The 26,390-nt window shown below is 69.3% G+C and carries 26 protein-coding genes; 10 read left to right on the top strand and 16 right to left on the bottom strand.

Features of this window, described 5'->3' with window-relative positions:
• Nucleotides 1-271 precede the first annotated feature (271 nt).
• The 3 genes from ADY01_RS01820 (at nt 272) to ADY01_RS01810 (ending at nt 2,414) form a co-directional block, all read left to right on the top strand.
• Nucleotides 272-685, top strand: coding sequence for an SRPBCC family protein (locus ADY01_RS01820; RefSeq protein WP_049564530.1), 414 nt, complete (start codon nt 272-274; stop codon nt 683-685).
• 151 nt (nt 686-836) lie between these two features.
• Entirely contained in the window at nt 837-2,012 is a 1,176-nt protein-coding gene (locus tag ADY01_RS01815; RefSeq protein ID WP_049564528.1) for a hypothetical protein, read from the top strand.
• A gap of 84 nt (nt 2,013-2,096) precedes the next feature.
• Nucleotides 2,097-2,414 (top strand): hypothetical protein, encoded by a 318-nt coding sequence (locus ADY01_RS01810; protein WP_049564526.1) that lies wholly within the window; start codon nt 2,097-2,099, stop codon nt 2,412-2,414.
• Nucleotides 2,415-2,475: 61 nt separating this feature from the next.
• On the opposite strand, the gene ADY01_RS01805 is transcribed toward ADY01_RS01810, so the two are convergent.
• Nucleotides 2,476-3,501, bottom strand: coding sequence for a DUF4331 family protein (locus tag ADY01_RS01805; protein WP_049564524.1), 1,026 nt, complete (start codon nt 3,499-3,501; stop codon nt 2,476-2,478).
• A 782-nt stretch (nt 3,502-4,283) separates the two neighbouring features.
• Between ADY01_RS01805 and ADY01_RS01800 the strand changes: the two genes are divergently transcribed.
• Together ADY01_RS01800 and ADY01_RS01795 are read left to right on the top strand one after the other, a co-directional pair.
• Nucleotides 4,284-5,246: a phosphotransferase family protein gene (locus tag ADY01_RS01800; protein WP_049564522.1), complete on the top strand. Its 963-nt coding sequence runs from the start codon at nt 4,284-4,286 to the stop codon at nt 5,244-5,246.
• Nucleotides 5,247-5,648: 402 nt separating this feature from the next.
• Nucleotides 5,649-6,707, top strand: a complete 1,059-nt coding sequence (locus ADY01_RS01795; protein WP_049564519.1) for a hypothetical protein — start codon at nt 5,649-5,651, stop codon at nt 6,705-6,707.
• 67 nt (nt 6,708-6,774) lie between these two features.
• Here the strand turns inward: ADY01_RS01795 and ADY01_RS01790 are convergent, their stop codons facing one another.
• Together ADY01_RS01790 and ADY01_RS01785 are read right to left on the bottom strand one after the other, a co-directional pair.
• Entirely contained in the window at nt 6,775-7,143 is a 369-nt protein-coding gene (locus ADY01_RS01790; RefSeq protein ID WP_078899912.1) for a dihydrofolate reductase family protein, read from the bottom strand.
• A gap of 12 nt (nt 7,144-7,155) precedes the next feature.
• On the bottom strand, nt 7,156-8,034 hold the full coding sequence (locus ADY01_RS01785; protein ID WP_049564517.1) for a potassium channel family protein: 879 nt from the start codon (nt 8,032-8,034) through the stop codon (nt 7,156-7,158).
• A 313-nt stretch (nt 8,035-8,347) separates the two neighbouring features.
• Between ADY01_RS01785 and ADY01_RS35860 the strand changes: the two genes are divergently transcribed.
• The 3 genes from ADY01_RS35860 (at nt 8,348) to ADY01_RS01770 (ending at nt 10,949) form a co-directional block, all read left to right on the top strand.
• Nucleotides 8,348-9,019 (top strand): hypothetical protein, encoded by a 672-nt coding sequence (locus ADY01_RS35860; RefSeq protein WP_053170419.1) that lies wholly within the window; start codon nt 8,348-8,350, stop codon nt 9,017-9,019.
• A gap of 42 nt (nt 9,020-9,061) precedes the next feature.
• Nucleotides 9,062-9,808: a phosphotransferase family protein gene (locus tag ADY01_RS01775; protein WP_049564515.1), complete on the top strand. Its 747-nt coding sequence runs from the start codon at nt 9,062-9,064 to the stop codon at nt 9,806-9,808.
• An 850-nt stretch (nt 9,809-10,658) separates the two neighbouring features.
• Nucleotides 10,659-10,949, top strand: coding sequence for a hypothetical protein (locus ADY01_RS01770; RefSeq protein WP_049564513.1), 291 nt, complete (start codon nt 10,659-10,661; stop codon nt 10,947-10,949).
• Between the two features lie 115 nt (nt 10,950-11,064).
• On the opposite strand, the gene ADY01_RS01765 is transcribed toward ADY01_RS01770, so the two are convergent.
• Nucleotides 11,065-11,997, bottom strand: a complete 933-nt coding sequence (locus tag ADY01_RS01765) for an AraC family transcriptional regulator (protein WP_049564511.1) — start codon at nt 11,995-11,997, stop codon at nt 11,065-11,067.
• Between the two features lie 101 nt (nt 11,998-12,098).
• On the opposite strand from ADY01_RS01765, the gene ADY01_RS01760 reads away from it, so the two are divergent.
• A complete protein-coding gene (locus ADY01_RS01760) occupies nt 12,099-13,040 on the top strand; it encodes an MBL fold metallo-hydrolase (protein ID WP_049564510.1) in 942 nt (313 codons plus the stop codon).
• Between the two features lie 159 nt (nt 13,041-13,199).
• On the opposite strand, the gene ADY01_RS37830 is transcribed toward ADY01_RS01760, so the two are convergent.
• The 11 genes from ADY01_RS37830 to ADY01_RS40150 all read right to left on the bottom strand — a co-directional run bounded on the left by ADY01_RS37830 (nt 13,200) and on the right by ADY01_RS40150 (nt 25,228).
• The gene (locus tag ADY01_RS37830; protein WP_159000898.1) at nt 13,200-13,679 is read right to left on the bottom strand and encodes a hypothetical protein; all 480 of its coding nucleotides are present in this window, start codon (nt 13,677-13,679) and stop codon (nt 13,200-13,202) included.
• A gap of 378 nt (nt 13,680-14,057) precedes the next feature.
• Nucleotides 14,058-17,810: a hypothetical protein gene (locus ADY01_RS41230; RefSeq protein ID WP_049564506.1), complete on the bottom strand. Its 3,753-nt coding sequence runs from the start codon at nt 17,808-17,810 to the stop codon at nt 14,058-14,060.
• Nucleotides 17,811-17,879: 69 nt separating this feature from the next.
• A complete protein-coding gene (locus ADY01_RS01745; RefSeq protein ID WP_049564503.1) occupies nt 17,880-18,659 on the bottom strand; it encodes a hypothetical protein in 780 nt (259 codons plus the stop codon).
• A 311-nt stretch (nt 18,660-18,970) separates the two neighbouring features.
• Entirely contained in the window at nt 18,971-19,339 is a 369-nt protein-coding gene (locus ADY01_RS01740; protein ID WP_159000896.1) for a hypothetical protein, read from the bottom strand.
• Between the two features lie 126 nt (nt 19,340-19,465).
• The gene (locus ADY01_RS38790; protein ID WP_159000894.1) at nt 19,466-19,837 is read right to left on the bottom strand and encodes a DUF5958 family protein; all 372 of its coding nucleotides are present in this window, start codon (nt 19,835-19,837) and stop codon (nt 19,466-19,468) included.
• 137 nt (nt 19,838-19,974) lie between these two features.
• Nucleotides 19,975-20,340: a hypothetical protein gene (locus tag ADY01_RS01735; RefSeq protein WP_049564500.1), complete on the bottom strand. Its 366-nt coding sequence runs from the start codon at nt 20,338-20,340 to the stop codon at nt 19,975-19,977.
• On the bottom strand, nt 20,330-20,851 hold the full coding sequence (locus ADY01_RS37825) for a hypothetical protein (RefSeq protein WP_159000892.1): 522 nt from the start codon (nt 20,849-20,851) through the stop codon (nt 20,330-20,332). The genes ADY01_RS01735 and ADY01_RS37825 overlap by 11 nt, the downstream gene beginning before the upstream one ends.
• Before the next feature lie 42 nt (nt 20,852-20,893).
• The gene (locus ADY01_RS38785; protein ID WP_159000890.1) at nt 20,894-21,142 is read right to left on the bottom strand and encodes a hypothetical protein; all 249 of its coding nucleotides are present in this window, start codon (nt 21,140-21,142) and stop codon (nt 20,894-20,896) included.
• Nucleotides 21,143-21,338: 196 nt separating this feature from the next.
• Complete coding sequence (locus ADY01_RS01730; protein ID WP_049564497.1) at nt 21,339-21,659, bottom strand: hypothetical protein; 321 nt, start codon at nt 21,657-21,659, stop codon at nt 21,339-21,341.
• A 3-nt stretch (nt 21,660-21,662) separates the two neighbouring features.
• Nucleotides 21,663-24,098 carry an RHS repeat-associated core domain-containing protein gene (locus tag ADY01_RS40155; protein WP_234319999.1) on the bottom strand — a complete coding sequence of 812 codons (2,436 nt, stop codon included), beginning with the start codon at nt 24,096-24,098 and terminating at the stop codon, nt 21,663-21,665.
• A 377-nt stretch (nt 24,099-24,475) separates the two neighbouring features.
• Entirely contained in the window at nt 24,476-25,228 is a 753-nt protein-coding gene (locus ADY01_RS40150) for a hypothetical protein (protein WP_234319995.1), read from the bottom strand.
• A gap of 61 nt (nt 25,229-25,289) precedes the next feature.
• Between ADY01_RS40150 and ADY01_RS40145 the strand changes: the two genes are divergently transcribed.
• Nucleotides 25,290-25,490: a hypothetical protein gene (locus tag ADY01_RS40145; RefSeq protein WP_234319993.1), complete on the top strand. Its 201-nt coding sequence runs from the start codon at nt 25,290-25,292 to the stop codon at nt 25,488-25,490.
• 175 nt (nt 25,491-25,665) lie between these two features.
• On the opposite strand, the gene ADY01_RS01715 is transcribed toward ADY01_RS40145, so the two are convergent.
• Entirely contained in the window at nt 25,666-25,830 is a 165-nt protein-coding gene (locus tag ADY01_RS01715) for a hypothetical protein (protein ID WP_159000888.1), read from the bottom strand.
• Nucleotides 25,831-26,390: the final 560 nt, after the last annotated feature.

The following is a 26,390-nucleotide window of genomic DNA, read 5'->3' as shown; positions in this document are numbered from 1 at the left end:
CGCCCGGGTACCCGCGTGGAGGAACGGCGCCCACGTGCCGGGCCTGAGAGGGGCGGCGTCGCGCAGTCCGCGGACGCCGCGGACACGAACCGGTGAGCCGGGGCAGCGGGCCCGTCCCACCAGCGCAGGCGCCTCCGTGTCAGGCCGCATATTCTCGCTTCAGGGCCCCCGGGCGCGGGGGCAGGCCACGGGGCGTGTCCTCGCCGGGGCCGGGCACGCGTTCCGTTGTACGCGTTCCGTTGAACGACACCGAGCCGAGGACGGTACCGCGATGACCGAGTACGAACGTTCACGCACGATGCCCGCCCAGCCCGAGCACGTCTTCGACCAGGCCGCCGATCTCAACCAGCTGGACGCCTGGCTCCCGGACGCCCTGCACGTGAACGCCGGGGACCCTCCCGCCGTCACCGTGCACGAGGACCGCACCGACGAGGACACCTCCGCCCTGTTCCGGGCCCAGCGGGACCAGATGCGGCTCGAATGGGGCACCCGGGATCAGGACAGCTACACCGGCTGGCTCCAGGTCGCGGGCATCGACGGCGGAGCCAGTGAGGTGACGGTGCACCTGTCGTTCTTCGACGACGCCCACGACCCGGGCGCCGCGGCCGTGCGCGACGCCCTGGACACCAGCCTTCAGCGTCTGGAGGAGCAGGTCCGGCTGCGCGTCGACAACGCGGCGGGCTGAGGCGACCTTCCAGCCCGGCCCTGCGCTGCGATAACCAGAATCGTCATTGCCGCTTTGGAGGGCCCCGATGCGCGACCACGAAGGCACCGGTACACCGGACCATGCCCCACGTCGGCCGGAGAGGGCCGCGCCGGTTCAAGCCGCACCCCTCGTGCGCTCGGCCCCGGCCGGACGCCTCTCCCCCGAGGCCGTCCTCACCCTGCAACGCACCCTCGGCAACAGGGCCGTCGTCGGCCTGCTCCGGCAGGACCGGCACGACCACGGCGCGGACCTGGACCTGGACCTCAACGATCCTGACGACCGGTTCGAACGCAAGGCCGAGGCGGTGGACACCGAGGCGAGGAGGGCGCCGGCGCGAGACGTTGGCACTCCCCGGCTCACGGCGGCGCCGACCGGCGGCGGCAGCACGGCCACCGCTCCGGTCCAGCGGGTCAGAAAAGAGAAAGCCATGCGGGAAAAGCGCGGCGGCACCAGGGAATCCAGGCAGGAAGAGAAGGACCGCTGGAAACCGGGCGGCGAAGAAGCCGGCACTCCCGCCGGGAACGCCCCGGCCAGCCTGGATCAGTCCACGGTCCAGGCGCGGATGGCCTACGTCTGCCAGCTGCTCTATGCGAGCCGGCTGAGCGACGACGCGGCCGCCGACATGCAGGAGTGGCTCGGGGATGTCAAGAAGAACGGGCTGTGCGGTGGCTGGGTGAGGATTCACCAGCGCGAGCCGCTCTGGCTGGAGCCGATGTGGGAGGCACTGGTCGACTGGCAGCCCGAGGGGAGCCGGGACGAGCCCGCCGCGAAGGATCTCGAAGAGCTGGCCAGGCTGCTGCGCGACGGCGGCGTCGGCGCGTTGGACGAGGAGGTCAAGGACGTCGTCATCGCCGTCAGCACGGCCTGGAACGTGATGCGCGAGCTCGAACCCCAAGCCGGGTACCGGGACGTGACGGACCTCCTCGGCGACTCGACGGCGGCGCCGAAAAGCTTGGGCGAGTGGGAGCCCGGCAGCCACAAGGAGATCACCTGCAAGGTGACCGAGGCAGGCAAGGAACTGACCTCCCACATCATCCGAGCCACGCAGTTCCTCCAGGACAAGGGCAGCAAGGAGCACTACGCGCGGATCGAGACGCCCACCCACCACATGGGTGTGCGACTGGTGCGCGACAAGGGCTCCCGGGAGGTGATGGTCTGCGAGACGGAGAAGACCGGCATCGTCCCCTGCACCTCGTGGAGTGAGATGCGGACCGCTCTGCAGAACGGCTGCGACGGGCACGAGGAAGAGACCATCGAACTCGACATCACGATCTCCACCCGTTCGCCCACGGGGAAGCGGAACTGACCACATGACGCCGTGAGATCAGCGGCACCGCCCACCTCCCCTAGGCTCAGGCGTATCCCCTCGCCCCACCGCCGGAGGAACGCCGTGGACATCCGCACCGCTCAGACGCTGGCCTGGGACAACAAGCGCGCCAAGGGCTTCAACACCACGGACATCGCCCTGGAGTTCGGCCTCCTCAACGCCGAGGTCGGCGAGGCCTTCACCGCCTGGTGCAGGCGGCTTCCCGACCTCGGCGAAGAACTCGCCGACGTCTTCATCTACCTCGCCGCCATCGCCGAGATGAACGGCCTCGACCTCGCCGACGAGGTCACCCGCAAGATCGGGAAGAACGCCCGTCGCACCTACGAACGCGACCCCCACGGCACCCTCATCCGCACCAGCGACGGCGACGGCGACCGCTGAGGAGGCGACGACCCGAACGTCGAGGCCGCCGACGAGAGGCTGCCGACCAAGGCGATCGCCCTCACTGTGCTGGGACGACGTACGGGAACCGCGGGACCCGCTGGTCGGCGGATGCGGCGGGGCCGAGGCCCGAGGGGACGGCCATGTTCGTCACGAGCGAGAGCATCGTCTCGGGCACGTTGTCCGCGCGGGTACGGCCGTTGCGGGTGGCGAAGCCGAAGGATGCGGGCGTCCCGATCACGTACGGGAGCATGTCCGGGAAGAGTTGCCGGGCCACCATCTGCCCGTAGCCTTCGGGGTCGCCCGAGGTGCCCGTGGCCTTGACGACGGCGGCGACCTGGGCGGCGATGTGGTCACCGGCGGCGGCCATGTCCTCCGAAGGGTGGCGGGTGTTGGCCGGGTTGGAGAAGTCCGTGTCGCCCGGCCAGAAGATCGGCCACATCATCGGGTTGCCCGCGCGGTTGATCTGCCGCCAACCGCCGGCGTCGGTGGCCAGCTTGGACGCGCACCAGATCCCTGCCCGCGCACCCGGCTTCAACTGCGGATGGCCGTGCGGGACTTCGAGAACGATCGTCTGGACGGACGTGCCGTGGAAGCTGTTCTGGGCCTCCCGCGGATGCCAGGAGGACAGGTCCACGGCCGTGCCCTTGCCCATGGCGCCGTTGACGATCGCCAGCAGGTCGAGGTCGATGTAGAAGGCGTCCGCGATGCGGCCGGCCCAGACCCGGATGCGGTCGGCGGTAGCGGTCTCGCCGGTGTGACCCTCCAGCACGAACTCGCCCTCGGCGTCGTCCTCGCGGGCATCCGCGCCGGTCAGGCTGTGCAGGCGCACGCTCTGGCGGCCGTCGCCGTCCGGCTCGCCGAAGGAGAACCGGTAGGTCAGGGCCTCGAATTCGGCACCGTCGAAGTGCACCCTGAACTCGTAGCGGGCCTCGTGGTGGAAACCCGGTTCCGCGTATACCCCGGTGATGTTGGAGTTGGCGTCCATGATGAACACGGTGCTTCCCTCGCCGGGAAAGACATACAGGTCATCGAGGTAGAGCTGGCCGTTCTGGGCAGCCAGCGGAGTGTCGAGGTGGTGCGACATGGGTCTTCTCTGCTCCCGGTGTGCGGTATCTGGGCACCCAAGCCGGTGAGCCCTTGACGGGCACCGTCTGCCTGCATGCGAACGAACGCCCAGCTTCGCTTTCCCTGCTGCCGTCACCCGAAGAGACACCCCCGCATTCGTTCCCCTGGGCGGTCAGCCGGAGCCGAATGGGCCAACGCGGTTTCCTCGGCGAACAATCGTCCGCCGAACCAGAGTCTCCACGTTGACCTCCCATGTCCCTTGCCCGAATCACGCGATCCTGGACGGCACGCTGATCCGGTGCGATCGCGCGGCACGTACCACGGAGAGCGGCGACCCTCAGGCAGTCACTGTGAACGCCGACAAGACACCACCGTCTCGCCGGACTTCCGAAGAGGAGGTCCGAAGCGGCACGCGCTGTCTCCGCGAAGTCGCTGAGGAACTCGCATGCGCGTGGCCGAATCGACCACCTGTGCGGCTTCCTCGGCCCTGCTGGCGGTGGTCAGGTACAGGTCTTCGTCGTCGCGCCTGTGCAGGCGGATGCCCTTGCGGACAGTGCACCCCGCCGCAACACCCAGCCGGCGCCGATCCCCGCCCCGACGACGCCGAGCCCCAGCGGCAGGCGCCGTTCCAACTCCGGCACCTCCGGCGTCCCGTGCTTCTCCACTCCCGGCGCGTCAGGCGACATCGCGATGGGTGCGCGCACGGACCTGCTCGCCCGACTTCCCCACCACCTGCACCACTCGTCATCGCCTCCGATAAAACGTTCGCGCGTGCCGCCGTCCGGATGATGAGGTCGCACGGTGACCGATCACGACGAGGCGGCGGCTCTCCGACCGTTGACACTGGCCTGGGTGAGCCGGCACCTGGACATCGGCGAACGGGTCGTCGGAATCGAGGCGCTGCACGGCGGCGTCACTGCCGACATGCGGAGGCTGACCATCGGCACGCGGGACGGAGGCACCCGTGACCTGGTGCTGCGGAGCTTCGTCGACCCGTTCTTCGTGGAGCGCGCCGAGGACTCGCTGAACAGGGAGGCCGGCGCCTTGACCCTGCTCCCGGAAACCGGCGTGCCGGCTCCCGGACTGGTCGCGGTTGATCCGACCGCGGCGCATTGCGAGTATCCGTCGCTCCTCATGACACATGTGGCGGGCCGGACGGTCCTCGACGATGAGGGAGTGGAGGCGCGCGTCCCCCTGCTGGCCCGCCAACTCGTGGCGATCCACGCGTTGCGACCCGCTGAACGGCCCGGGGAGTACGTGGCGTTGACGACCGCCGACACCGTCGTGGTCCCGAAGGGCGCCGACGCGGCGGCATGGGCCGCGGCGATCGACGTGATCCGCACGCCGGCGCCGCGCTATGCAGGGCGATTCCTGCACCGGGACTTCCACCCCGGCAACGTGCTGTTCGACGTGCCGCGTTCAAGCCCGGCAGGTGCCCGGATCACCGGCGTCGTCGACTGGGCAGCGACCTCCTGGGGCCCGGCGGATCTCGATGTGGCGCACTGCTCCACCAGTCTCGCGCTGCTGCACGGCCCGGCGTGGGGTCTGCGGTTCCCTGAGGCGTACGAGAGGGCCGGCGGGGTGCTGGCCGCGTCCGCGAGCGAGCGGCTGTACTGGCTGGTGCGCGACGGGCTGGCGTGCTCGGAAGAAGTGCGGTTGGTGTCGCAGCCATGGCGGGAGGCGGGGAGGACAGAACTGACGACGCGAGCCGTGGAGGAGCGGCTGGACGTCTATGTCACCACCCTGATGAACACGCTGGGCTGAGCCAACGCGGCCCCCGCACCCCGCGCGCGCGGGGATCGCCCCAGGCGCGGCATGCCGCCGCCGAGATGCGGGCGTCGTCGTCGCCGCACCCGCGGGTGGATCAGCGAGGACGACCCGTTGGGCAAGGTCAACCTCCACGCCCTCGCCACCGAAGCCGGGCGGAGGGAGATCAGCCCGTCCAAGGAGGAGTTCGAGCGGCCGGGCAGACGCGCTCGAAGTCGCGCATCGATCCCCCGACCCGTCGTCGATCGTCACGTACAGTGCGGCCGAGAGGGTACAACCCGCTCCGGCCACACCGCGGAGCCACGTGTCGAACGTGGTCGCGGCTTGGCTCAGACGTGCCGCCGCCATCGCGGGATCGAGGCCGGCATCCAGGTGGAGGCAACAGTGAAAGCCCCTGACATGTCGCACGGTGCGCGTCTCACCGCCCATGGTGCCGTCTCCACTTCCCTCGCCCTGTGCGGTGATCGCGCACTGCGCGAGCTCGTGGACACGGCCAAGCCGATCGGATCCGGCATCGGCGGGACGTCGTCCCTGCTGGAGGTCGCCGGAACCCCGGTCTTCGTGAAGCGGGTGCCCCTCAGCGACATGGAGAGGCAGCCCGAGCACGTCCGGTCCACGGCGAACCTGTTCGAGCTGCCCGCCTTCTGCCACTACGGCGTCGGCACCCTCGCCGGGCCGGGCTTCGGGGCCTGGAGAGAGCTCGCCGTGCACACCATGACGACGAACTGGGTGCTGGCGGCGGAACACGAGGGCTTCCCTCTGATGTACCACTGGCGAGTACTGCCGGACTCGACGCCCCTGCCCGAGGACCTGGCCGACATCGAACGGGCTGTCGCGTACCGGGGCGGCGGATCGCAGGTGCGCCGCCGGATCGAGGCCCTCCAGCGGTCCTCGGCGAGCGTCGCGCTGTTCCTGGAGTACATCCCGCAAAACCTGCACCAGTGGTTGAGCACCCAGGTCGAAGCGGGCGACGAGGTCGCCAACCGGGCCTGCGCCATGGTGGAGAGAGAACTGGCAGCCGGTATCTCGTTCATGAACGACCGCGGACTCCTGCACTTCGACGCGCACTTCGAGAACATCCTGACCGACGGCCGGCGCCTCTTCTTCGCGGACTACGGCCTCGCGATCTCCTCCCGGTTCGAGCTGTCGCAGGACGAGGCCGGCTTCTTCGACCGGCATCAGACCTACGACCGCTGTTTCACCGCCACGTATCTGGTGAACTGGCTGGTCACCGCTCTGTTCGGATACCAGAGGGAGGACCGGGACGGCCGCTACGAGCTGGTGCGCGCCTACGCGGAGGGCAAACGTCCCACCGGAATCCCCGAGGAGGCCGCAGCGATCCTCACCCGGCACTCTCCCATCGCGGCCGTGATATCGGACTTCAACCTCAGGTTCCAGCGCCGGAGTCGGCAGACCCCATATCCGCTGGAGGAGATCCGCCGGATCGGCGGCACGTGACTCAACGAGACGTGACATCGGCCACGGGCCGCCTCGCCGGGTACCCGGCCCGCCGGCGTGGTGCCGGCTACCGCTCGCCGACGGTGTAGGTCAGGTGGGTCACCCGGGTCGAGGAGACGGTGCGGACCTGGTTCAGGGCTAGGCGGTCGGGTGCCACACGGTCGAACAGGCGGATGCCGGTGCCGAACAGCACGGGCGCGAGGGTGATCGAGAACTCGTCGACCAGGCCGGTGTCCAGGTACTCCTGGATGGTCTCGCCACCGCCGGCGATGCGGACGTCGCGGTCGCCGGCGGCCCCGCGGGCCTGGTCGAGCGCGCTCTCGATGCCGTCGTTGACGAAATGGAAGGTCGTGCCGCCCGGCCGCTCCCACGGATCGCGCTTCTCGTGGGTCACGACGAAGACCGGGGTGTGGAACGGGCAGTCTTCTTCGCACATGAGGCGTGGTGTTCAGCCGGGGGTGTGTTCGGCGGCGTAGTGGGTCAGGATCTCGTCGGTGGTGCCGCCGGTGCGCAGGAAGTGCGTGTCGAGAACGGTGGCGAGTTCGTCGAGGGCGCCGGCGAGCAGGGTGCCGCTCAGTTGCACGTCGGCTCGGGTGGCCGCCCGGCCCCGGCGGGCCAGGTCGGTGGCGTAGCCGACCGTGGCCGACAGGGTGGCATCGCTCTCCAGGCCCCGTTCGCTGTCGTGGAAGTAGTACGTCTCCGGGTACTGGCTGAGATCGACGTGGATGCAGAGCAGGTCTCTGGCCAGGTTCCCGAGGATTGCCGCGCCACCGGGGGAGTCGAGCACGGGATCGGTGAGGCCGGCCCTTCGCAGCAGAGCCAGGTGGGAGACCGCGACCCTGCGTCGCGCGAGCGCCGGGTAGATGCCCAGTACCCAGGCCACCACGGCCGTCAGCAGCAGGAAGCCGATCAGCGACTCGAGCGGCGTCACCAGTCGCAGCCAGGTGTCCGCCGGGGTGATGTCGCCGAGACCGAGGGTGGAGATCATGACCAGCGACAGGTAGAACGAGTCGAGCAGGTCCGTGGCGCCGGAGGACTCCATCTCCGAGCTGAGGGTGAAGCCGTCTGGCATGTGCGGCCAGTAGACCAGGGTCCAGCCGGCCACGAGGGTGAGCGACCACCCGGTGACCACGACCACCATGGCCAGTGAGCCGGTGAGCCCGAGGAGCGGGAATCGGGTGGACCGTCTCCGGGAAAGGCGCCAGAACCCCGCCATCACCAGGTGGATGATCCCGGCGCGGCGGGTGGGATGCCAGATCGTGTGGAACAGGTCCCGGAGCACGGCCGCGATCAGCACCGCACCGAGAACAGAGATCCACCAGCCCATTGACCCTCCAGAGCACCGGATCATGGCACGGGTTCGAGGCGAGTTCGGGCACGCCACCCGTTCGGCCCGGCGGGCCGTGTCTCGCGCCAGTCACCGCGGACCGCCCGATCAGTGACGAGATGGAACAGGGACGAGAACGAGCAGCGCATCCACGGCCTGCTCACCAGAGGGGGTAATCCGCACGCTCACTCCGGACGGGACGCAGTTCGACGACCCCGACTCGGTGAACGGCCATCCACACCTGTGAACGACGATAAGGTGCACACAAAGCCGACATGAGCGATCACCACGAGCGAGGAAGTGAGGGGCACCGATGCCAGCCACGGCCCGGAGACGGCGCACCCTGGCCGAAAAGCTGAAGTGGCTCCGGGACATGAAAGTCCCCAAGGGCGAGCCGCCCCCCTCCTACGAGGTCACCGCCCGGCAGATCACCAAGGCCACGGACGTCAGCATCTCCGGCCCCTACTTCTGGGAACTCACGACCGGCAGAACGACCAACCCCAAGCTCCACCACCTCCGGGCCCTGGCGAAGTACTTCTCCGTCCCCGTCGGGTATCTCGCCGACGAACAAGCCGACTCCCGACAGCTGGAGGCGGAGCTGGAACTGCTGCACGCGCTCGAACGCGACGACGTGCGAGACCTCAACCGCCCCGGCACGAACGACGCCAACGGGGACCTCCCCATCATCCAAGGGCTCCTCGGAAAGCTACGGATGCTGGACGACTTCGGCGACGAGGACACCCGCGAACTCACCCTGCGCCTCACCATGCTCGACGCAGACGCCCGAAAAGCCCTCACCGAAATCCTCGACGATGCCGAGATCCTGAAGGCGCTGGAACACGAGAACGCACGCGACGCAGCCGTACGCGTCGCTCGCCTGTCCGGCGGCAGTCAGCAGGCCGTGCTGACCATGATCGACCAACTCAACCGGGTCGAGAAATCCAGCGGGGGACGCGGTCAGCAGCCGCGCAGTCGCACGCGATAATCCCGGTGACGTCGGCGATCATCCCCGGGATACTGGTCGCCCATGGATGAGGTCAAGGTCGTCGTCGCCCATTCCGAGCGCGCGACGCTGCGCGTCGGCGACGTGTTCCTGAAGGTGGACGCCGATCAGGTGCGCATCGACGTCGAGGTCGAGGCGATGGCCCTGGCGCCGGTCCCGACCCCGGAGGTCCTGTGGCGCAAGCCGTCCGTGCTCGCGATCGCCGCACTCCCGGGGACGGCGCTCGGCCGCCTCGGTGAGCCGTCGACCGCGTCCCCGGCGGCGTGGGCCGCGGCGGGTGCCGCCATCCGGAAGTTGCACGAGGCGCCGTTGCCGCCCTGGCCCGGCCGGCGCCGACGGGATCCCGACGAGTTGGCGGCGGAACTCGACGGCGAGTGCGAGTTGCTCGTGACGAACGGCGTCCTGCCCACCGACCTGGTCACCCGCAACCGCCAGGTCGCCGAGGCCGCGATCCGGCCGTGGACGCCGGTGTTCGCGCACGGCGACCTGCAGATCGATCACGTCTTCGTCGACGGCGACGAGGTCACCGGCATCATCGACTGGTCCGAAGCGGCCGGGGGTGACGCCCTCTTCGACCTCGCCACCTTCACGCTCGGACACGAGGAACACCTGAGCGACGTCATCGCCGGTTATGGCACCGACGTCGACCTCGACGTGATCCACGCGTGGTGGTCGTTGCGAAGCCTGCTGGGAGTTCGCTGGCTGGTCGAGCACGGCTTCGACGCGTTCGCGCCGGGCTGTGAGGTCGATGTGCTGAGATCCCGGATGTGAGGCTGCGCGAGCCCGACTGCTACGAGTGCGTTCTGACGCAAGGAGCAAGCCCTCTCCCGGGGGCATCACCTGCCCTCACTCCCAACTAAGCGCGGTGCGGAGCCACCGCCAGCCTCGGCCACCACCCGGATGGCACACGCGACACCAAACGCGCCAGCGGCCGTACCAAAGAGCTGCTCGCCAGCAGCGACGCACTCGCCGCCGAGCGCTCGGACCCGGCTGGCCACACGGTGGAGGACGCGGTGGTCAACTACCGCACCCTGGGCAACACCCACATCACCCCCGCCCTCGGCGACATCGAACTCAACGACCTCACCATCGACCACGTCGAGGCATGGCCGGTCACCAAGGCGAAGCCACCCACTCCTGCCTCAACCACAACGCCGTCGTCCTCCGCACCGTCCCACCAGGACAACCCGGCCGCGAGGCCGCGCTGGCTGCACCCCCGAGACGCACCTGTACGAGGAGACGTTCGTCAACGAGGTCAACACCTCGGGGGCCCCGTTCACGGTGGTGCCCGCCCGCATGGCCCGCGCCCCCGTCCTCGTCGTGGATCTCTGAACGGGGCCAACGAGCGCCCGTCCGCTCCGGGTTGACTCCCGTGCCACGAAGCCACCCCGACGCCGGCCGCGCGGGGTCGGCCGGGTGGGCGCGACGCCGGACGAGGTGGTCGAGAACGGCCCCCACGCCGTCACGTCCGTGGCGGGGTGCCGGTGGGTGTCCGGTCCTCGTCGGACATGCCTGGTCATCTTCTTCCATGTCCGGATCCGTCCTGGACATGGCCTGCCCCTGGTCGCCGACCCGGCCGCGGCGCACGATTCCCCCACGAACCACCAGGAGGGGACATCACATGCGCATCCGACGCCTTCTAGCCGCCACCGCGGCCACCGCCGCACTCGCCGGGGGTCTTGCCGCCGGCCCGGCTGTGGCCGACAGCGGTGACTCCGGCGTGCGAGTCACGTCCAGGGAGGCTGCCTCCGGCGACTTCCAGGCCGCCGCCAGTTGGCACACCATCGACGAGTTCTTCTTCTACTACCAGTGCGAGCACGCCGCGCTCGACCTGCAGGTCCGCTACAACTGGACCATGCGCTGCTACGGCGGCGGCCCGATCTCCTACTGGCAGCTCCAGCGCTGGTACTGACCGGACCGAGAGCGTCAACGGAACACCGCCTCCGCCGTCACACGACGGCGGGGGCATCCCGAGCCCGCCCCCGGACGACGGAGGCGCCGACGCGTGCACACGAAGACGCGGCGGATCACCCGGGGGGAGCGGATCGACCCGCGGCCTGCGCGCGATACCGCCCCGGTGTGATGCCGAACTCCCTCGCGAAGGCGTGCGAGAGCGCGTACGGGCTGCCGTAGCCGACTCGGCCGGCGATGGCGGCCAGGGTCTCCGGGGTGTCGCGGAGCAGGGTGGCGGCCAGGATCAGGCGCCACCACGTGAGGTACGCCATCGGCGGGCGGCCGACCAGGGTGGTGAACCGGCGCGCCAGGGTGGGGCGGGAGACGCCCGCCTCCCCGGCCAGGCGGTCGATGCTCCACGGCGCGGCCGGGTTCGAGTGCAGCGCCCGCAGGGCGGCGGCCGTCACCGGGTCGCCCAGTGCGCCGGGCCAGACTCCGTCGGTGGTCTCGGTCATCCAGGAGCGGATCATGTAGACGAGGAGGAGGTCGAGCAGGTTCGGGAGCGCGATGCATGAGCCGGGCCGCCTCTCGTCCAGCTCACCGGCGAGCAGGTCGATCGCGGCACGGAGTTCGAGGTGGCCGCCCACCCGGTGGGGAAGGTGGACGACCTCGGGCAGCTCTGCCATGAGCGGGTGCATGCGGCTGCAGTCGAGCCAGTACGTGCCACAGAGCAACTCCGTCTCGTGGCGATCGGGCAGGGCTCGCGGCTCCGGCCCCGCGAGCCACCGCGCGAACGGCACCGCCTTCTCCTCCGCGACCGCCGCGTCGACCGCGGAATCGCTGATCATATGGCCCGTGCCATGAGGCAGCAGCACCGCGTCACCCACGGCGAGAGGTATCGGGGCGCCGCCGTCGGTGCGTAGCCGGCAGGTGCCCTTCAGGACGACGTAGAAGCCCGCGCCCTCGTACGGGTCCAGCCGCGCGCACCAGCTCCCCCTCATCCGCACCCGGTGGGAGGAGGGGTGCCCGAGGTGTGCGGCGGAGATCGCGTCGCTCACCACATCCATCCACCCAGGATATCGCCGCGCGCGAAGCGTGAGACGGACGCGTATTCCCTTGAGCCGGACGGGCATTGAGTGGATCGTTCCGCCTTCCTAGGGTCGAGGGCATGACGAACGGGAACGAGCGCGTGGAGAGCATGATGCTGGGGGACGTCGAGGTCATCCGGGTCGTCGAGTGGCACAGGCCCTTCGCGCCCACCTCCGCCATGTTCCCGGGAGCAACCGCCGACGTGTGGAAGGACAACCAGGACTGGCTGGCGCCGGACCACTGGGAACCGGACAGCGACCTGGCGGTGATCGCGTTGCAGACCTGGGTGCTGCGCAGCGCCGGGCGGACCGTCCTGGTCGACACCGGAGCGGGCAACGGGCGCGAGCGGCCGGGCATGCCGCCGTTCCACCACTGTCGGGGTGATCTCCTCGGCCTCCTGGCGAGGGCCGGTGTGCGGCCGGAGGATGTCGACGTCGTCGTCAACACCCACCTCCACGTCGACCACGTCGGCTGGAACACCGTTGACGCGGACGGGGAGTGGGTGCCGACGTTTCCCCACGCGCGTTACCTCATCCCGGCCGCCGACGCTTTCCACTACGGTCCGGAGAACGCGTACGGGAACGGCCTGCTGGAGGTCGACCGCCTGATCTACGAGGACAGCGTCGCGCCCGTCCGGCAGGCCGGACAGGCCGTGCTGTGGGACGGCCTCCACCGCATCGACGAACACCTCACCCTGGAGTCCGCGCCCGGCCACACTCCCGGCTCATCCGTGCTGCGCCTCGCGTCCGGGAGCGACCGGGCGGCCTTCGTCGGAGACCTGCTGCACAGCCCGGTGCAGATCCTCCAGCCCTGCTGCAACAGCAACGCCTGCCTGGCCCCGGACCAGGCGGTGGCCAGTCGCCGGCGGATCCTCGGGCGGGCGGCCGATGAACGGGAGCTCATCGTCCCCGCGCACTTCGGTGGCGCGGGCGCCGTGGAAGTCCGGCGGGAGGGTGGTGGGTTCGCCCTCGGCCCCTGGGCAACGGCCGGCCCGGAGAGGAGAGCGTCAGCCTCCGAGTGAGCCTCTGGTCCGGTGTTTCGCGTTCGGTCCCGACCGCCCTCGTCGGCGCGTCGTCCGTCCGGCGCATCGTCTCGATCACAACCACACCCCGTGACGCGGCGGGCGTAGGCGCCCGGGTCCGATGTCCCGGGCGCCCCGCCGATCATCCCTGCTGGTGCCTCACGACCCCTGCCCGACGAGGGCGAGCCGGTCCTCGGCGCTCAGCTGGTTCTGTCCGTCGGTCGGCTGGTTCTGTCCGTCGGCCGACGCGAGCCCGCCGCACTCGGTGATCCGCGACGCGGCGATGTCGAGGCGGACGACGCGTCGGCCCTCGAGATACAGCACCTCGTTGTCGCAGAACCAGGTCCAGCTCCCCCCCGAGAAGCGGACGTACCCGGACCAGCTCCCGGCGTCCACCGCGTAGCCGTCGGAGTTGAGGCCCTTGTTCCCGCTGCAGTCGTACATCCGGTAGTCGAGGGCGCCGGAGGACGTGTAGAACCAGTAGTACAGGGCGACGTTGACCGGCTGACAGCCCATGGTGCCGGGCTGGGACGTCGCCGGTGCCGTCGTCGGTGCCGTCGCCGGCGCTGCCGCCGAAGGAGCGACGCCGACTCCGACGACCGCGCAGACCGCCGCCGCCACCGTCGCCGTTCTGATCAAGCGTGAACGTACCTTCATTGGGTCCACCCCTACTTTCCCGCTCGTATGGCCTGGCGCCCCCCGGCCGTGTCAGTGCCGGGCCGGAAAGCGCGTTCCTTGTGGTGCGATGCCTAGATATAGGCGCAAATGAGTTGTCCAGCACGTGGGTGCGGCCGTGGACAAACAACGGTCGTCCGGGGGCGGTGAGGGGGCGTCCCCGGCGTGCGCCGGATCCGGAGGCGGGGGTCGTTGAGCTGTGCGCTCGCGAGCTGCGGCAGTCGTGGGCGGCCGCCGGGGCGGGTTGCCGGGAGTTGTTCGGACGTGCGCGCTTCTCGCCGACGGCGCGGACGGTGGAGCTCGACCAGCGGGCCCACGCTCGGCGGCTTCGTACGGGCCAGCTTAGGGATGAGGGCTTCCGAGTCCGGGTGCGGGTGCAGGTGCGGGTGCCGTGGCCTGGGCGATGCGCTGGTCGGCCAGCGTCAGGATCCGTTCGGGGGAGGCGCACGTGTCGCAGTGCCACAGCCGGACGGTGCCGTCTCCGTGCGTGGTGACCAGTCGCCCGTCGTCGGGCTGGAACGCGAGGCCCTCGACGGAGGCGGCGAAGCCGGTCAGGACGACTGGTTCCGCGGTGTCCGCCATGGCCTCGACGGCCTCGGCGTCCCAGACGCGTACGGTGCCGTCCTTGCCGGTGCTGGCGATCCAGCGCCCCTCGGGGCTGATCGCTATGTTCCACACGAACCCCTGGTGCCCGCGCAGGACCAGCGGCCGGCCGGTGCCGGTGGTGTCCCACACGCGCACCGTTCCGTCGTCACCGGCGCTCACGACGCGCTGCCCGTCCGGGGTGAACGCCACGGCGAACGGCAGTCCCCCGTGTCCGCGCAGGATCAGCGGGTCCGCGCCGCCGGCGAGGTCCCACACCCGTACCGTGCCGTCCTCGCCGCTGGTGACCAGGCGTCGCCCGTCGGGGCTGAACGCCACGTCCCACGCGTAGCCCCGGTGTCCGCGCAGGATCCGTGGCTCGCCGGCATCGGCGGCGTCCCACACCCGGACCGCTCCGTCGTCGCCGGTCGTCGCGACACGCCGCCCGTCGGCGCTGAGGGCGACGGACCACGCGGATCCCCCGTGTCCGCGCAGGAGGCGGGGGCCGTCGGACCCGGCGGTGTCCCAGACGCGCACGGTGTCGTCCTCGCCCGCGGCGGCCACCCGCCGGCCGGGGGAGTCGGTGGCGACGCTGAGCACCGGCCCGCCGTGCCCGCGCAGCAGCAGGGGGTCCGAACGGCCGTCGGCGTCCCAGACGCGGACGGTGCCGTCGGCCCCGCCGCTGACGACGCGCCGCCCGTCCGCGCTGAGCGCGGCGGTCCACGCCTCGCCCGTGTGGCGGCCCAGCGTTAGGGGTCGCCCCGGGCCCCGGGGGTCCCAGACGCGGACGGTTCCGTCGTCGCCGGCGCTGGCCAGCCGCGTGCCGTCCGGGCTGAAGGCGGCGGCCCAGACCGTTTCCCGGTGGCCACGCAGCACGAGGGGCGGGCTGCGGCCGTCCGCGTTCCACACCCGGACGGTGCCGTCGTCGCTGGTGGTGGCGAGGAGATGACCGTCCGGGCCGAAGGCGAGCCCCTCGACGGTGCCGTCGTGGTCGCGCAACACGACGGGGGCGCGCTCCTCTTCCGTGTCCCACACCCGGGCCGTGCCATCGATGCTGGCGCTGGCAAGCAGCGTGCCGTCCGGGCTGAACGCCAGCGTCTTCACCGCGTCCTCGTGGCCGCGCAGGACCCGCGGCTCGCCCCGTCCCGACACGTCCCATATCCGGATGGTGCGGTCGTGGCCGCTGCTCGCCAGGTGCCGCCCGTCCGGGCTGAACGCGACGCCCACCGCGGGGCCGCGATGGCCGCGCAGCACCAGCGGCTCGCCCTGCCCGGACGCGTTCCACACCCGGACGGTGCCGTCGTCGCCGGCGCCGGCCAGCCGCGTGCCGTCCGGGCTGAACGCCACGTTCCACACGGGCCCGCGGTGTCCGCGCAGCACGAGCGGCTCGCCGCCGCCGAGGTCCCAGACGCGAACCGTGCCGTCGAGTCCCGCCGTGGCCAGGCGCGTGCCGTCCGGGCTGAAGGCCGGGGACCACGCCTCCGTGCCGTGGCCGCGCAGCACGAGCGAAGGCGCGTCGGAGACGGCGCCACCCGATAAGCGGGACACCCGGACGGTGCCCTCGGAGTCGGTGTCGGCCAGCCGCGTGCCGTCCGGGCTGATCGCCACCCCGAGCACCCGCTCTCGTCCCCCCGACACGACCGCGAGCATCCGGTCGTCCGCCACGGCCTGCCGCAGCGCCGCGTCGGCCTGCGCGGTCGGTGAGACCCGGTAGGCGCGCAGGGCGGTCCGCAGGCCACGTTCCGGGTCGACCTGCAACTGCCCGCGGGCTTCGGCCGCCAGCTGCCGGGAGTGCGCCACGCGCCGTTCCCTCGCGGCCTGATCCGCCTGCACCGCGGCCACCCCCGCCAGGACGCTCACCACCAGGAGCACCGTGCCGAGCCCGGTCACGGTCAGCCGCACCCGCCGCCGCTCGGCCGTGCGCTCGGCGGCCTCACGGACGCGCGAGGCTTCGAGGAACGCGGACTCCCGCGCGTTGAGCCGGTCGAGCGGGCGGCTCCTCCACCCGGCGAGGCGCACCCCGCGGTACAGCAGCGCCTCGTCCTCCCCGTGCAGGTGCCATTCGGCCGCGGAATCGGTCAGCCGACGGTGGGCGCGGAGCAGATCCCGGTCCTCGGCCAGCCAGGCGGCAAGCCGCGGCCAGTTCCGGATCAACGCCTCGTGGGCGACGGTCACCGTGTCCTCGTCGGCGGTCACCAGCCGGGCCGCGATCAACCGGTCCAGCACGGCGGCCACCGCGCGGCCCTCCGTTCCGCCCAGGAACTCCGCGCGAGGGGCCCGTCGGCGGGTGTCCTCGGTGCCGTCGCCCGGCGCGGTCAGCCGGAGGAACAGCGCCGCCGCGACGCGCCGTTGCTCCGCGTCGAAGTTGCCGTACACGCGCTCGGCGCTCTGCGCGATGGCCCCGCGCACGCCGCCGGCCGCCCGGTACCCGGCCGGTGTCAGGGCGACGCCCCTGCGCCGGCGCCAGGTCTCCCGCAGCGCGTGGGAGACCAGCGGGAGAGCGCCCGGCTGGCCGTGGGCGTCGGCCACGACGGCCTCCACCAGCTCCGCTTCGACCCTGATCCCGGCGCGCCCGGCGGGCCCCGTGACCACGCTGCGCAGATCCTCCTCGTTCATCGGCCCGACCAGCATGTGGTGGCCGTCCAGGACGGCCACCAGCCCGGCGTGCTCCGCGCAGCGGGCGTAGAAGTCGGCCCGCACCCCGAGGACCACCCGGCCGCGCGGCTCCTGAGCGGCGGCGACGAGGCAGTCGATGAACCGGTCGCGTTCCTGCTGGTCGCGACAGAGCGTGAAGACCTCCTCGAACTGGTCGACAACGATCAGTACACGGGCCTTCTCGGACCGCTCGGCGAGCACCTGCCGCAGCACGAGACGGATGCCGTCCGGCTCGGCCCGGAGCGCGCCGTGCAGCGAACTCGCCGCCACCCCGCCGAGGTTGGCCAGGCGGATCGCCAGCTCCTCCAGGGGACGCGCGCCGGGAACCAGCAGCGCGGTCGGCCAGGCCCCGCCCTCCGCGGCGGTGGCGTTCGCGACGGCGGGCAGCAGGCCCGCCCGCAGGACCGACGACTTGCCCGCTCCCGACGCGCCGAACACCGCGAGGAACGCGGTGCTCTCAAGCCGGGCACACAGCCGGGCCACCAGCCGCTCGCGCCCGAAGAACCACTCCGCGTCTCCCGGTTCGAACGTCGCCAGCCCCAGATACGGCGCGTCCGCCGCGGGCGGCGGGTCCTCGTCCGGCGATTCGGCGTGCTGCGCGGCCGCCAGCTTCCGCCACCGCTCCTCCCAGTCCGTGACGTCGCCCCCGCAGGCCCTCACGTAGGCGAGGGTGACCTCCAGACTCGGCAGCCGATGGCCGGCGGCGGCCTCCGACAGCGCCGTCACCGAGAAGTGCGCACGTCGGGACAACGCCCGGTAGCTCACCTTTCCGGCGGCCACCCGTAACTGCCGCAGGTCGAAGGCGAACCGCTCAACGGGCCCCGCCTCCGGATCCAGTGCACGCTCGGGACGTCCCATCACTGCCCCCCCCCAGGCAACCATTGCTTGTCCACACCCGCGCACACGTGCTGGACAACCCGTCCGTGACTATACCTGCGGCCGGCACCAACCACGCTTGCCATTCCGGGAATTCGGCTGCGGAAAGCACCCACGACGGGACAGGGGAAAGCGGTGATGCGCATGCGCCGGAAGGTCGCGGGAATCGCCGCTCGCACTCACCACGGCCACTTCGGCGAGTGCGTACGACAGGGTCACCGAGAGGTAGGGCTTCGCGTCGATCACTTTGTCAACTGTCGCGTAGTGCCTCCAGCTCGCCGCGAGCGAGGATGAACGGTGGCCTGCGGCCTTGCCAGCCTTCGGTGGTGGCGCTGACGAGTCCGGCCGGGGGGCGGCCTGCGCCATGGTCCGGGGCGCGGTTGGTGATGTCGTCCAGGAGCAGGGTGATGAGCCAGGCCAGGGCTCGGGGTCCGCCGCCGAAGACGGGTCAGCCGTGATCTCACAGGCCTTGGGAAAATGCTGAGCGGCCCCCAGTTCCTTGCCCAGGCGCGTGCACTGGGCCGCCGGCACGTCGCGGCGGGCCAGGCTCATCCTCCAGCCGTCACGCAGAATCTTTTCGGCGATATCGTCCGGCCTGCGCGGCATCAGTGGCCGGGCTGCGAGAGCGATCGCGTCGACGTCGTCGCTGGCGTCCACGTACTCGGCGATCTGCCGACGAGCTTCCTCGGCGGCCGACCACACGGGAGACCGGGCGGGCGCCCCCAGGATCTTCTGCAGCCGCCGCCAAGTCGTCCCGTACTGCTTGTCCGGCGCGGCGGCGTCGATGGCCTCCAGGCTCGGGCCCCATGGGATGTTGTAGTCGGCCTCCACGACCGCCAGCGCGGCCGCGTCATCCGCGAGTTCGTTCAGGAGGTGTCCGCTTGGCCCCGCCCGCGGGGTTGTTCCGGCACTTCAAGCACCGTCCGAAGGTGATCGAGCGGCAGGGGCCGTTGACGAGCACCGCAGGGGCACCGTCCCAATCTGGGGCCGTGCAGACCGTCGGCAATCGTCGCGCCAGGCCGGATCATGTCGGCCAGCTCCGAGGTGACGAGTTCGCCACCATGCGAAAAATTCGGCGACCAAGCCAGGTGGCAGCGCCTGACCGACCTAACTGAACACCAGAGGGTGCTTCACGGTGCTCTTCAGCCCGGATCACCTGCTGATGCGATATCACGTACCAGCGCATTCGCCAGCGACACCGCCTGCTCCTTGAAGAACCCAACGCGCGTGAAAAACTCCTGTTCGGTGCGAATTTCCACCACAGCAGTGACCAGCGCGGAGAAAAGGACATGCACTTCCGCCGCCGATAGCATCACTTCGCATCCAGATAGTTTCTCGCGCACCTGGTCCAGCCTTGCGCGGTCGACCCCGGTACGCAACATGGAGGCGATATTTCCACCCGTGCGGTCCTTGACGAACAAGAGCGTCTCTCGAACCAGGTCACGTTGCGGCTCTGTGAAGCGGACCAGGTAATGTTGCCCCTCCCGCATGACGCGCAGACTTGCTTTCACGGCATCACGTACCTTCCGCTGGTCGCGAAAGCGTCCTCACTATATCTGAAACCATGGATCATATATGAGTTCTCGATAATCAAAACCCCTCGAGTCTGATCATAGGCGACACGTGAGCCTGTCCGACTATCCACGTGAGTCATGCGCCCCCATTTGTTCGAGAATCGGTTCTTGAACAATCAACACCGCCGAGGTCATTGTCGACTTGACGCCTGATCGCAGTAGTCCCTCACGTGCGTCATTTACCGTGGCATGGGCCTGCATGGAGTAGCGAACAACCTCCTGCAGTACCGCCCGTTGCTGAACTTGCTCCAGCGAAGAGAACCAGGCCATAGCGTTTTCCAAACTGCGGAATCCTTGAGCAACCTCATTGATGATCTGCTCTGATGCTCGCAAGTGCCCACCTGCTCCGGGGCTCGAATACGACGTACGGCCTATTTCTATGTTCCACGCCAGCACATGGTAGGTGTGGGTGCCCTCCGCGGTGAGGTTGTGCACGGCAGCGGCCGTGGTCGCGTGGTCGACGGCGGCGACGATCGCGCCGCTATGAATCGCCGGCGCTCAGATTTCGCTCATCCTCAGCGATGAGGGTCTCACTCCCCCTCGTTCTCCATCCCAACCCTGGCGAGAATCTGTCAACGCCCCACGTACAGCATGGGGTTCACCAGGCGAAACCGGGGAAACACGACGACCCTGAGCTCGCATGCGAAACCAGGAACGTTCACTTCCAGAACAATGCCACGCTCTCCGCCCCGGGAGTACAGAAGAATTCGATCGACCTGCTCACGATAGATCTCGATTTCACATTCGCCCATCGACTCCCTGGTCAACCGTACCGACCGCGCCCCAATATCGAAGCTCAGCGCCACGGAATCGTCGGCATCGCCTATGGAGGTCTCGACTCGCCATACGTCCGGATCATGCTCCGTCGGCTCCGGGGCAGATCCGAAGACCTCGATGAATTCGAGGTCTCCCGGAACCTCCATGACATCACCTGCCATAGCCCCGTCCTCCAATAGGGATCATCGTGGTGAGCCTCGCTCCGCTGCCAGTCATTTCAAAATTAGCGCGAATCAAGAGAGCGCCGCGCGGTCCATAGAGGAGCGACTCCGTCCGCACGTTCGTGAGTCCAGTTCTCGGATTCACATGAGAATCCACGACTCCACTCCTCATCGCCTCGTTGAAGTGCTCGGTGAGGATCTCGTGCCCGGCAGCGTTGTCACGGATTCCGATCGACTCCAACCGATAAGCATTCCGTGTCGGTCTCTCCGCATTGTGCGGATTAGAGTCAACATGTCCGAAGAAGTAATCCCACTTGCCGTCGTCAATGGTCACGCCGCAGTTGCTGTTGTGAGCGAGGATCGGAGTCCCGCCGACGAGCACATAGTACGTGTGGACGCCTTCGACGGTGAGGTTGTGGACCGTCGCCGTTGTGGTGGTGGTTCGAGTGGTGGTGACGGTTACTTCCATTCCTGACGGCGCGAGAGGGGGCAACACCAACCAGAGGAACATCAATGTCACCCCTCGCCCCCCGCCCTCCATCAGCACTGCCCATCACGGGTTTTGCACGATGGCCTGCGCGGTTCCAATAAGCCACACAATGAATTCTGCTGAAATCTCTGAGATATGAGGATTAATGCTAACCATAGCCTCAGCCCAACCTCCGCCCTCAGGGATGATGATTGCGACATGGGCTCCAACTTCGAACCTTCCAGGGTCACGGAATTCAATCACACGCTCGCCGGATGACACGTCATCGATTTCTGTGATCTCGATGATCCGATTCCCGAGATTTCGATTCACGATAGAGCCATGACTCCCCATTAATCCAAACCTTTCCCTGCACGCTCACCACGAGCCGCAGCCCCCGGAGGCGCCCCAAGCCATAGATCAACTGACTGATCGAACTCGACGTTCCTGCTGTCGGCGTTCCCCCTGGGCACGATGACCGAACGCCGCCCGAACATCCCAGTGAAGCAAAGGCCCTCAAGCGATATCCTTACCCCGCTTCGGAACCGCTTGAAACCCAAACAATCACTTTCTGGAGCTCCGATTCCATTCGATCTCCGCCGACATCGGACAGATACGTCTCCCTAGGGGAGGGGTCGCGGCCGTAGTCAATGACCGAAACCTGCACCTCACCCGAGTTCCAGACAGTAAAGTGACACCCCCTATCCCTTCTCTGTAGGTAGACAGCGAAGGATTCCTTTCCTGCACGCCTCGGCCCGCTGAACAGCTCCAGAGTAAAACCAGATTCTTCGAGCTGCTTGCGCACCTTCTCGATCCGCGCCTCGAGTATCCCAGTCAAGGAAATAGTCATTTCCTATCGACAATCCTTATATTTCCGAAAGCAGGCAATCTCTGGCGGCGGTAGACCATTCCGGGCGTTCAGCCTTGAGTAAAGAGGATGGCGAGGGCCAGGTATTTGCGCCCACCCAGGCTCGCCAGCGGGTTTCAGGCACGAGCATGGAAGATCGAACTCCGCATAGATCGTCCCTGGTGCGGCCTGCCTTCGATAGGCATCGGAATTAGCCGGACTGGCTACATAGGTCGAAGCACCACCACGGCCTGCCTGAACCTGTCCCGTATCCCCCATCGCTCGATATTCATCTTCCGACATCCACCGCCCCACAGTGCAATTGCTGTCGTGCACCAGGACCGGCGTCGCCCCCGCGTGCACAGAGTACGTGTGGAGTTCTTCGACGGTGAGGTCGTAGGTGCGGGCGGTGTCGTTGTAGGTGAGGGCGGCGGTGACTTCGGTGGTGGTGCCGTCGGGGGTGCGGAATTGGGCGCCGGGGGTGAGGTCGGTGGCGTTGGTCCAGGTGTCGGTGGCCTCGTCCCGGAACGGGTGGTGGGCGGTGGCGATGATCTCGCTCTCGTCACCGTCGGCGCCGGTCACGGAGACGCGGGTGTACTCCTTGTCGGAGTCCGTGATGATCGTGGCCACCACGCGCCGCGGCTTGGTCTCGCCCGTCTCCGGGTCGGTCGCCAGGATCTCGTCGCCGACCTCCAGATCGTCGATGTCCCTGCGGGTGCCGTCCGCCATCAGCACCTCGGTGCCGGACAGGAACGAGTGCCGCGCACAACTCCCCATGGTGTTCTCAGCCTGACGCGCGGCGCCGATGATGTCATCGCCATAACGCAGCGCCAGCGCCGCCGTTCGGCCACTGCCGCCCGTGGCGATGGTGAGAACCGTCATGGCGCACGCCATCGCGTCGCCCTGCGTGATGCGGGCCCACCCGTCACTGATGCCGGTCACATCGGCCGCGATACTCAGACCCGTCTGCCACCACGACTGGTTCTGCTGCGCCGCGGCGGCAGCGGCCATCTGCTCCGCCAGCCGCACGGCAGCCAGATACTCCGCACGCCGGTCGTTCTGCGCCTGAAGCATCTGCTGGGCCGCCGTACCCGAGCAGCCCGGATCGTTGCGGCAGCTCCGGGAGTTACTCTGCTGCTCACCCACCCACCGCGGGGCCGGGGTGCCACCGCTGGCGCCGGTCTGGCGCCCGTAGTTCTTCCCGTAGTCGACGTCCGTGACGTCGCCCTGGCTGTTGTGACTGCATGTGTACTGGCCCGACCAGCACTCCCGCAGCATCGTCCCCAGCGGATCGGCGACCGTGACCGGGCTGTTCCCCCCGTACTGGTACGCGTTCAACTGCTGCGGGTCCGCGGTGACCAGCACCGGGTCGGGGGAGACGAACCGGCCCAACGCCGGGTCGTACTCCCGGGCCCCGAGATGGGTCAGGCCGGTGCCGTCGGCTATGCCGCCGACGAAACCCCGGCTGCCCGGCCAGGATTCCGGCTGCTGCCCCCGGATCTGGCCGAAGGGAGCGGTCCGGCGCTGGGAGATGGTCAACGAGGTCGCGTCGATGGCGAGTTGGCCGGTGCCATGGTGGTCGGCCAGGGTGAAGCTGACCGATCCGTCGTCGGCGATCACCGCCATATGGCCGCCGCCGAGGTCGACATACCGGGTCGCCTCCGCGGTGGTGGAGCCCGTGGCCTGGGTGACCTCGGTGCTGCCGAGGTAGAGCGTCGTCCCCGACTCGGAACGGGAGATCAGCCGGTTGCCGTCCGCGTCGTACAGGTACTCCGTCACCGAGCCGTCCGCCTCCTCGACGGAGGCGAGACGGCCCTCGGCGTCCCAGGACAGTTCCTGCTCATCGCCGCCGAGTTGACGGCTGGCGGTGTTCCCGGCCTCGTCGTAGCCGTACTGTTCGAGCGAGGTCACATCGGGCGTCCGCTGCGTCACCGAGGTGACAGCGTTGGGCCGCGCCGCGCCCGGCTCGGGGTAGTCGTAGGCGCGTTCGGTGTCCTGTTCGTGCAGGGTTTCGGTGAGGCGGTTGCCCGCCAGGTCGTAGGAGTAGGAGTGCCAGTACGGCGCGGGCCCGCCGACGGCGGCGTCCGAAGGCTCGGACGCGCAGGTACGCGGGGCCTGCGACCACGCCTCGGTCAGACGGCGCACATGGTCGTACTGGAAGCACTGCACGTCCGTGCCGGTGCGTGAGACATCGGCGATGGACAGGACATTGCCCGCATCGTCGTACGCGTAGGTCTCGTCGCGGTCGTTCTCATCCTGCAGCCAGCGCTGGACGGAAGTGGAGGCCAGCCGCTGGGTGCCCCGCTCGTAGAAGTTCGTCCCACGGGCCACGGCCGCGCCCCGACTGGAGAAGTCGAACGTGGCGGGCTTGCCGGTGAGCGTGTGGGTCAGGTCGACAGCGGCGCCACCCGTGGCAGCCGTCCTGAGGAGGCGGAGTGTCACGTCATCGTAGGTGCGGTCGACGGTTTCGGCCGGCAGACCGCCAGCCTCCGGCAAGCCGGTGGACCGGACCAGCCCCGAAGGCAGGAACGTGGTCGTGGACTGGTAGGTGTCGGCCAGCGCGCCTTCCGCGTCCGGAATGGTGACCTGGCTGCGCGTCGCACGGTAGAGCCGGTCGTAGGAGACGACTTCGCTGGTGTACGCCTCGGCCTCGTCGTAGCGGGTGGACCTTGCCAGATGGCCGCGGGCACCGGAGACGGTGTCGTAGACCCATTCCGCCCGCAGCTCACCCGCCGCGTCCCCTTCGCGCAGCTCGGTTTGCCGCCCCAGCCCGTCATAGACATGGGCGAGGGTGATGCCACGGGCACCGGCACGCGTGGTCAGCTCACCGCGGTCGTTGTATGTGCTGGTTGTCCGGCCGGCGTCGGGATCGGTGGTCTCGACCGTGCGGCCGAGTTGGTCATAGGCGAACGTCCAGTCGTTACCGGCCGCGTCGGTGACCGTCTCGATCTGCCCGGCCGGGGTGTGGGCGTAGGTGGTGGTGTCGAAGTCGGTGTCCGGTGAACGTTCGCGATGCTGACGCAGTTCGACCGCGCGGCCACGGGCGTCGGAGATGGTCGTGGTGGCGGGGCGCCCTCGGGCGGAATCACCGTCACGCGGTCGCCGCGGTAGCTGGTCGTCGTGGTGGCGAGCACCTCGCCGCCATCGCTGTCCCCCGCGACCTGAACGCTCTCTGTCTCGCGGCCGAGCGCGTCGTAGGCGTGCCGGGTCTGTGTCTGCACGTTCGCGAGGTCTGTGGGCTTGAAGACCTCCGGCGCGGGGTCTCCTTCGGCGAAGTAGGAGGCGAACGTCTGGCGGACGAGACCTCGTTCGTCGTAGAAGGTGTCGCTCAGGAGCATCCCGTCCTCCGGTCCCGGCTGCTGGGTCTGCCGTGCGCGCAGCAGCCCGTCGTAGAGGGTGTAGGAGGTGGAGGTCTGCCCGCCGGAGTTGTTCAGCGCGCGGCTGCCGACGCTGACTGGGTGGCCCTCCTCGACGCGGTAGGTGAACTCGAAGCTGGGGGCCTGGGCGGTACGCCGGTCGGGGAGCCAGACGCGCGCCGAGCGGCCGAGCGCGTCGTAGGACTGCACCGTCACGTTGCCGTTGGCGTCCGTGGTCTGGGTGGGCAGGCCGCGCCGGGGGTCGAGAGTTGTGGTCGTGGACAGCGCGCTCGCCGCGTCGTCCGGATCGGCACGCGGTGTGGTCTCGGTGATGGTGGTGGGGAAGCCCGTGGCGGGGCTGTGGACGGTGGTCGTGGTGCGGCCGTCGGTACGGGCGGTGCGGGTCAGGGCCGAGCCGGTGACGCTGACATCGGCCGTCAGATCGGTGGCGGTGAGCTGGCGGCCGCAGTCGTCGTAGGTGGTGCCGGAGTCCTCCGCGTGCGGGCGGGGGTGCTCGACAGTTGGATCGGCCTTGACGGCCCTCGGGATTCGTCGTTCCCGCGTACCAGAAGCCGCGGCGCGGCCTCGGCGCTTGTTGACGGAGGGCCGGGGCGCGCATAAGGCTCGCGTTGTCCCGGCGGTGGGAGGGTGCGTTATCGCGGGGTGCTGTCGGGGTCGTCGTCTCCCGTGGGGAGACGGGCTTCCTCGCCCATGGCTCGGCAGGCCTGCTCGTACCAGTCGACCGGGACGATGACCGCCTGCGGGTCCTGGTAGCGCACGGCCTGGATGTGTTCGCGGCCGTACTGGACTCGGCCCATCACCTTCACGATGTTCTTCCGCAGTCCCCCAGACAGAACCACTCATCCCGCCCCTCATCGCCGTCCGGCGCTCCGTCCGCCGCACCGGAGACACCAAGACCCACCGATCCCGCAGAACCCTCGCCCTCCCCACCCGCCGCGCCACCGCCCTCACCTGGCGGGACACCGGGCTCGTCTCCACCACCACCACGGGCACCCCCATGGACGCCGCGCCTCCCGATGCCCCCTCGCCACCATCGACGGCATCGACCCCGCGGAATGGACACCACGCGAGGGGCGACCCACCTTCGTGTCCGTCCCCTCGGACGACGGCATCACCACCGACAAGATCACCCCCCTCGTCGGCCACACCAGCACAACCACCACAGAGAGGATCCATCGAAAGCAGATCGACCCCTCATCCAGACCGGCGCCACCGCCACAGCAGTCACTCAGATAGTCACTCACCCACACCACAGAGGCCGCCTCCCCTACGGGAGACGGCCTCTGACCTGTGGAGCTAAGGAGAATTGAACTCCTGACCTCTTGCATGCCATACAATCCCACCCCCTACTCACCAG

Source organism: Streptomyces sp. SBT349 (assembly GCF_001083795.1).
Classification (GTDB): Bacteria; Actinomycetota; Actinomycetes; order Streptomycetales; family Streptomycetaceae; genus Streptomyces.
The sequence above is the reverse complement of the archived record's forward strand: the minus strand, read 5'-3'. Positions and strand labels throughout refer to the sequence as shown.

Coding starts and splice junctions, on each gene's coding strand:
- ADY01_RS01730 (WP_049564497.1), bottom strand. CDS start 21,659: ATGACTATTTCCTTGACTGGGATACTCGAGGCGCGGATCGAGAAGGTG.
- ADY01_RS01820 (WP_049564530.1), top strand. CDS start 272: ATGACCGAGTACGAACGTTCACGCACGATGCCCGCCCAGCCCGAGCAC.
- ADY01_RS01765 (WP_049564511.1), bottom strand. CDS start 11,997: ATGGATGTGGTGAGCGACGCGATCTCCGCCGCACACCTCGGGCACCCC.
- ADY01_RS35860 (WP_053170419.1), top strand. CDS start 8,348: ATGCCAGCCACGGCCCGGAGACGGCGCACCCTGGCCGAAAAGCTGAAG.
- ADY01_RS01715 (WP_159000888.1), bottom strand. CDS start 25,830: ATGGGCCGAGTCCAGTACGGCCGCGAACACATCCAGGCCGTGCGCTAC.
- ADY01_RS01790 (WP_078899912.1), bottom strand. CDS start 7,143: ATGTGCGAAGAAGACTGCCCGTTCCACACCCCGGTCTTCGTCGTGACC.
- ADY01_RS01795 (WP_049564519.1), top strand. CDS start 5,649: ATGTCGCACGGTGCGCGTCTCACCGCCCATGGTGCCGTCTCCACTTCC.
- ADY01_RS37825 (WP_159000892.1), bottom strand. CDS start 20,851: ATGTTCCTCTGGTTGGTGTTGCCCCCTCTCGCGCCGTCAGGAATGGAA.
- ADY01_RS01735 (WP_049564500.1), bottom strand. CDS start 20,340: ATGGCAGGTGATGTCATGGAGGTTCCGGGAGACCTCGAATTCATCGAG.
- ADY01_RS01785 (WP_049564517.1), bottom strand. CDS start 8,034: ATGGGCTGGTGGATCTCTGTTCTCGGTGCGGTGCTGATCGCGGCCGTG.
- ADY01_RS01805 (WP_049564524.1), bottom strand. CDS start 3,501: ATGTCGCACCACCTCGACACTCCGCTGGCTGCCCAGAACGGCCAGCTC.
- ADY01_RS01770 (WP_049564513.1), top strand. CDS start 10,659: ATGCGCATCCGACGCCTTCTAGCCGCCACCGCGGCCACCGCCGCACTC.
- ADY01_RS01760 (WP_049564510.1), top strand. CDS start 12,099: ATGACGAACGGGAACGAGCGCGTGGAGAGCATGATGCTGGGGGACGTC.
- ADY01_RS01775 (WP_049564515.1), top strand. CDS start 9,062: ATGGATGAGGTCAAGGTCGTCGTCGCCCATTCCGAGCGCGCGACGCTG.
- ADY01_RS41230 (WP_049564506.1), bottom strand. CDS start 17,810: ATGGGACGTCCCGAGCGTGCACTGGATCCGGAGGCGGGGCCCGTTGAG.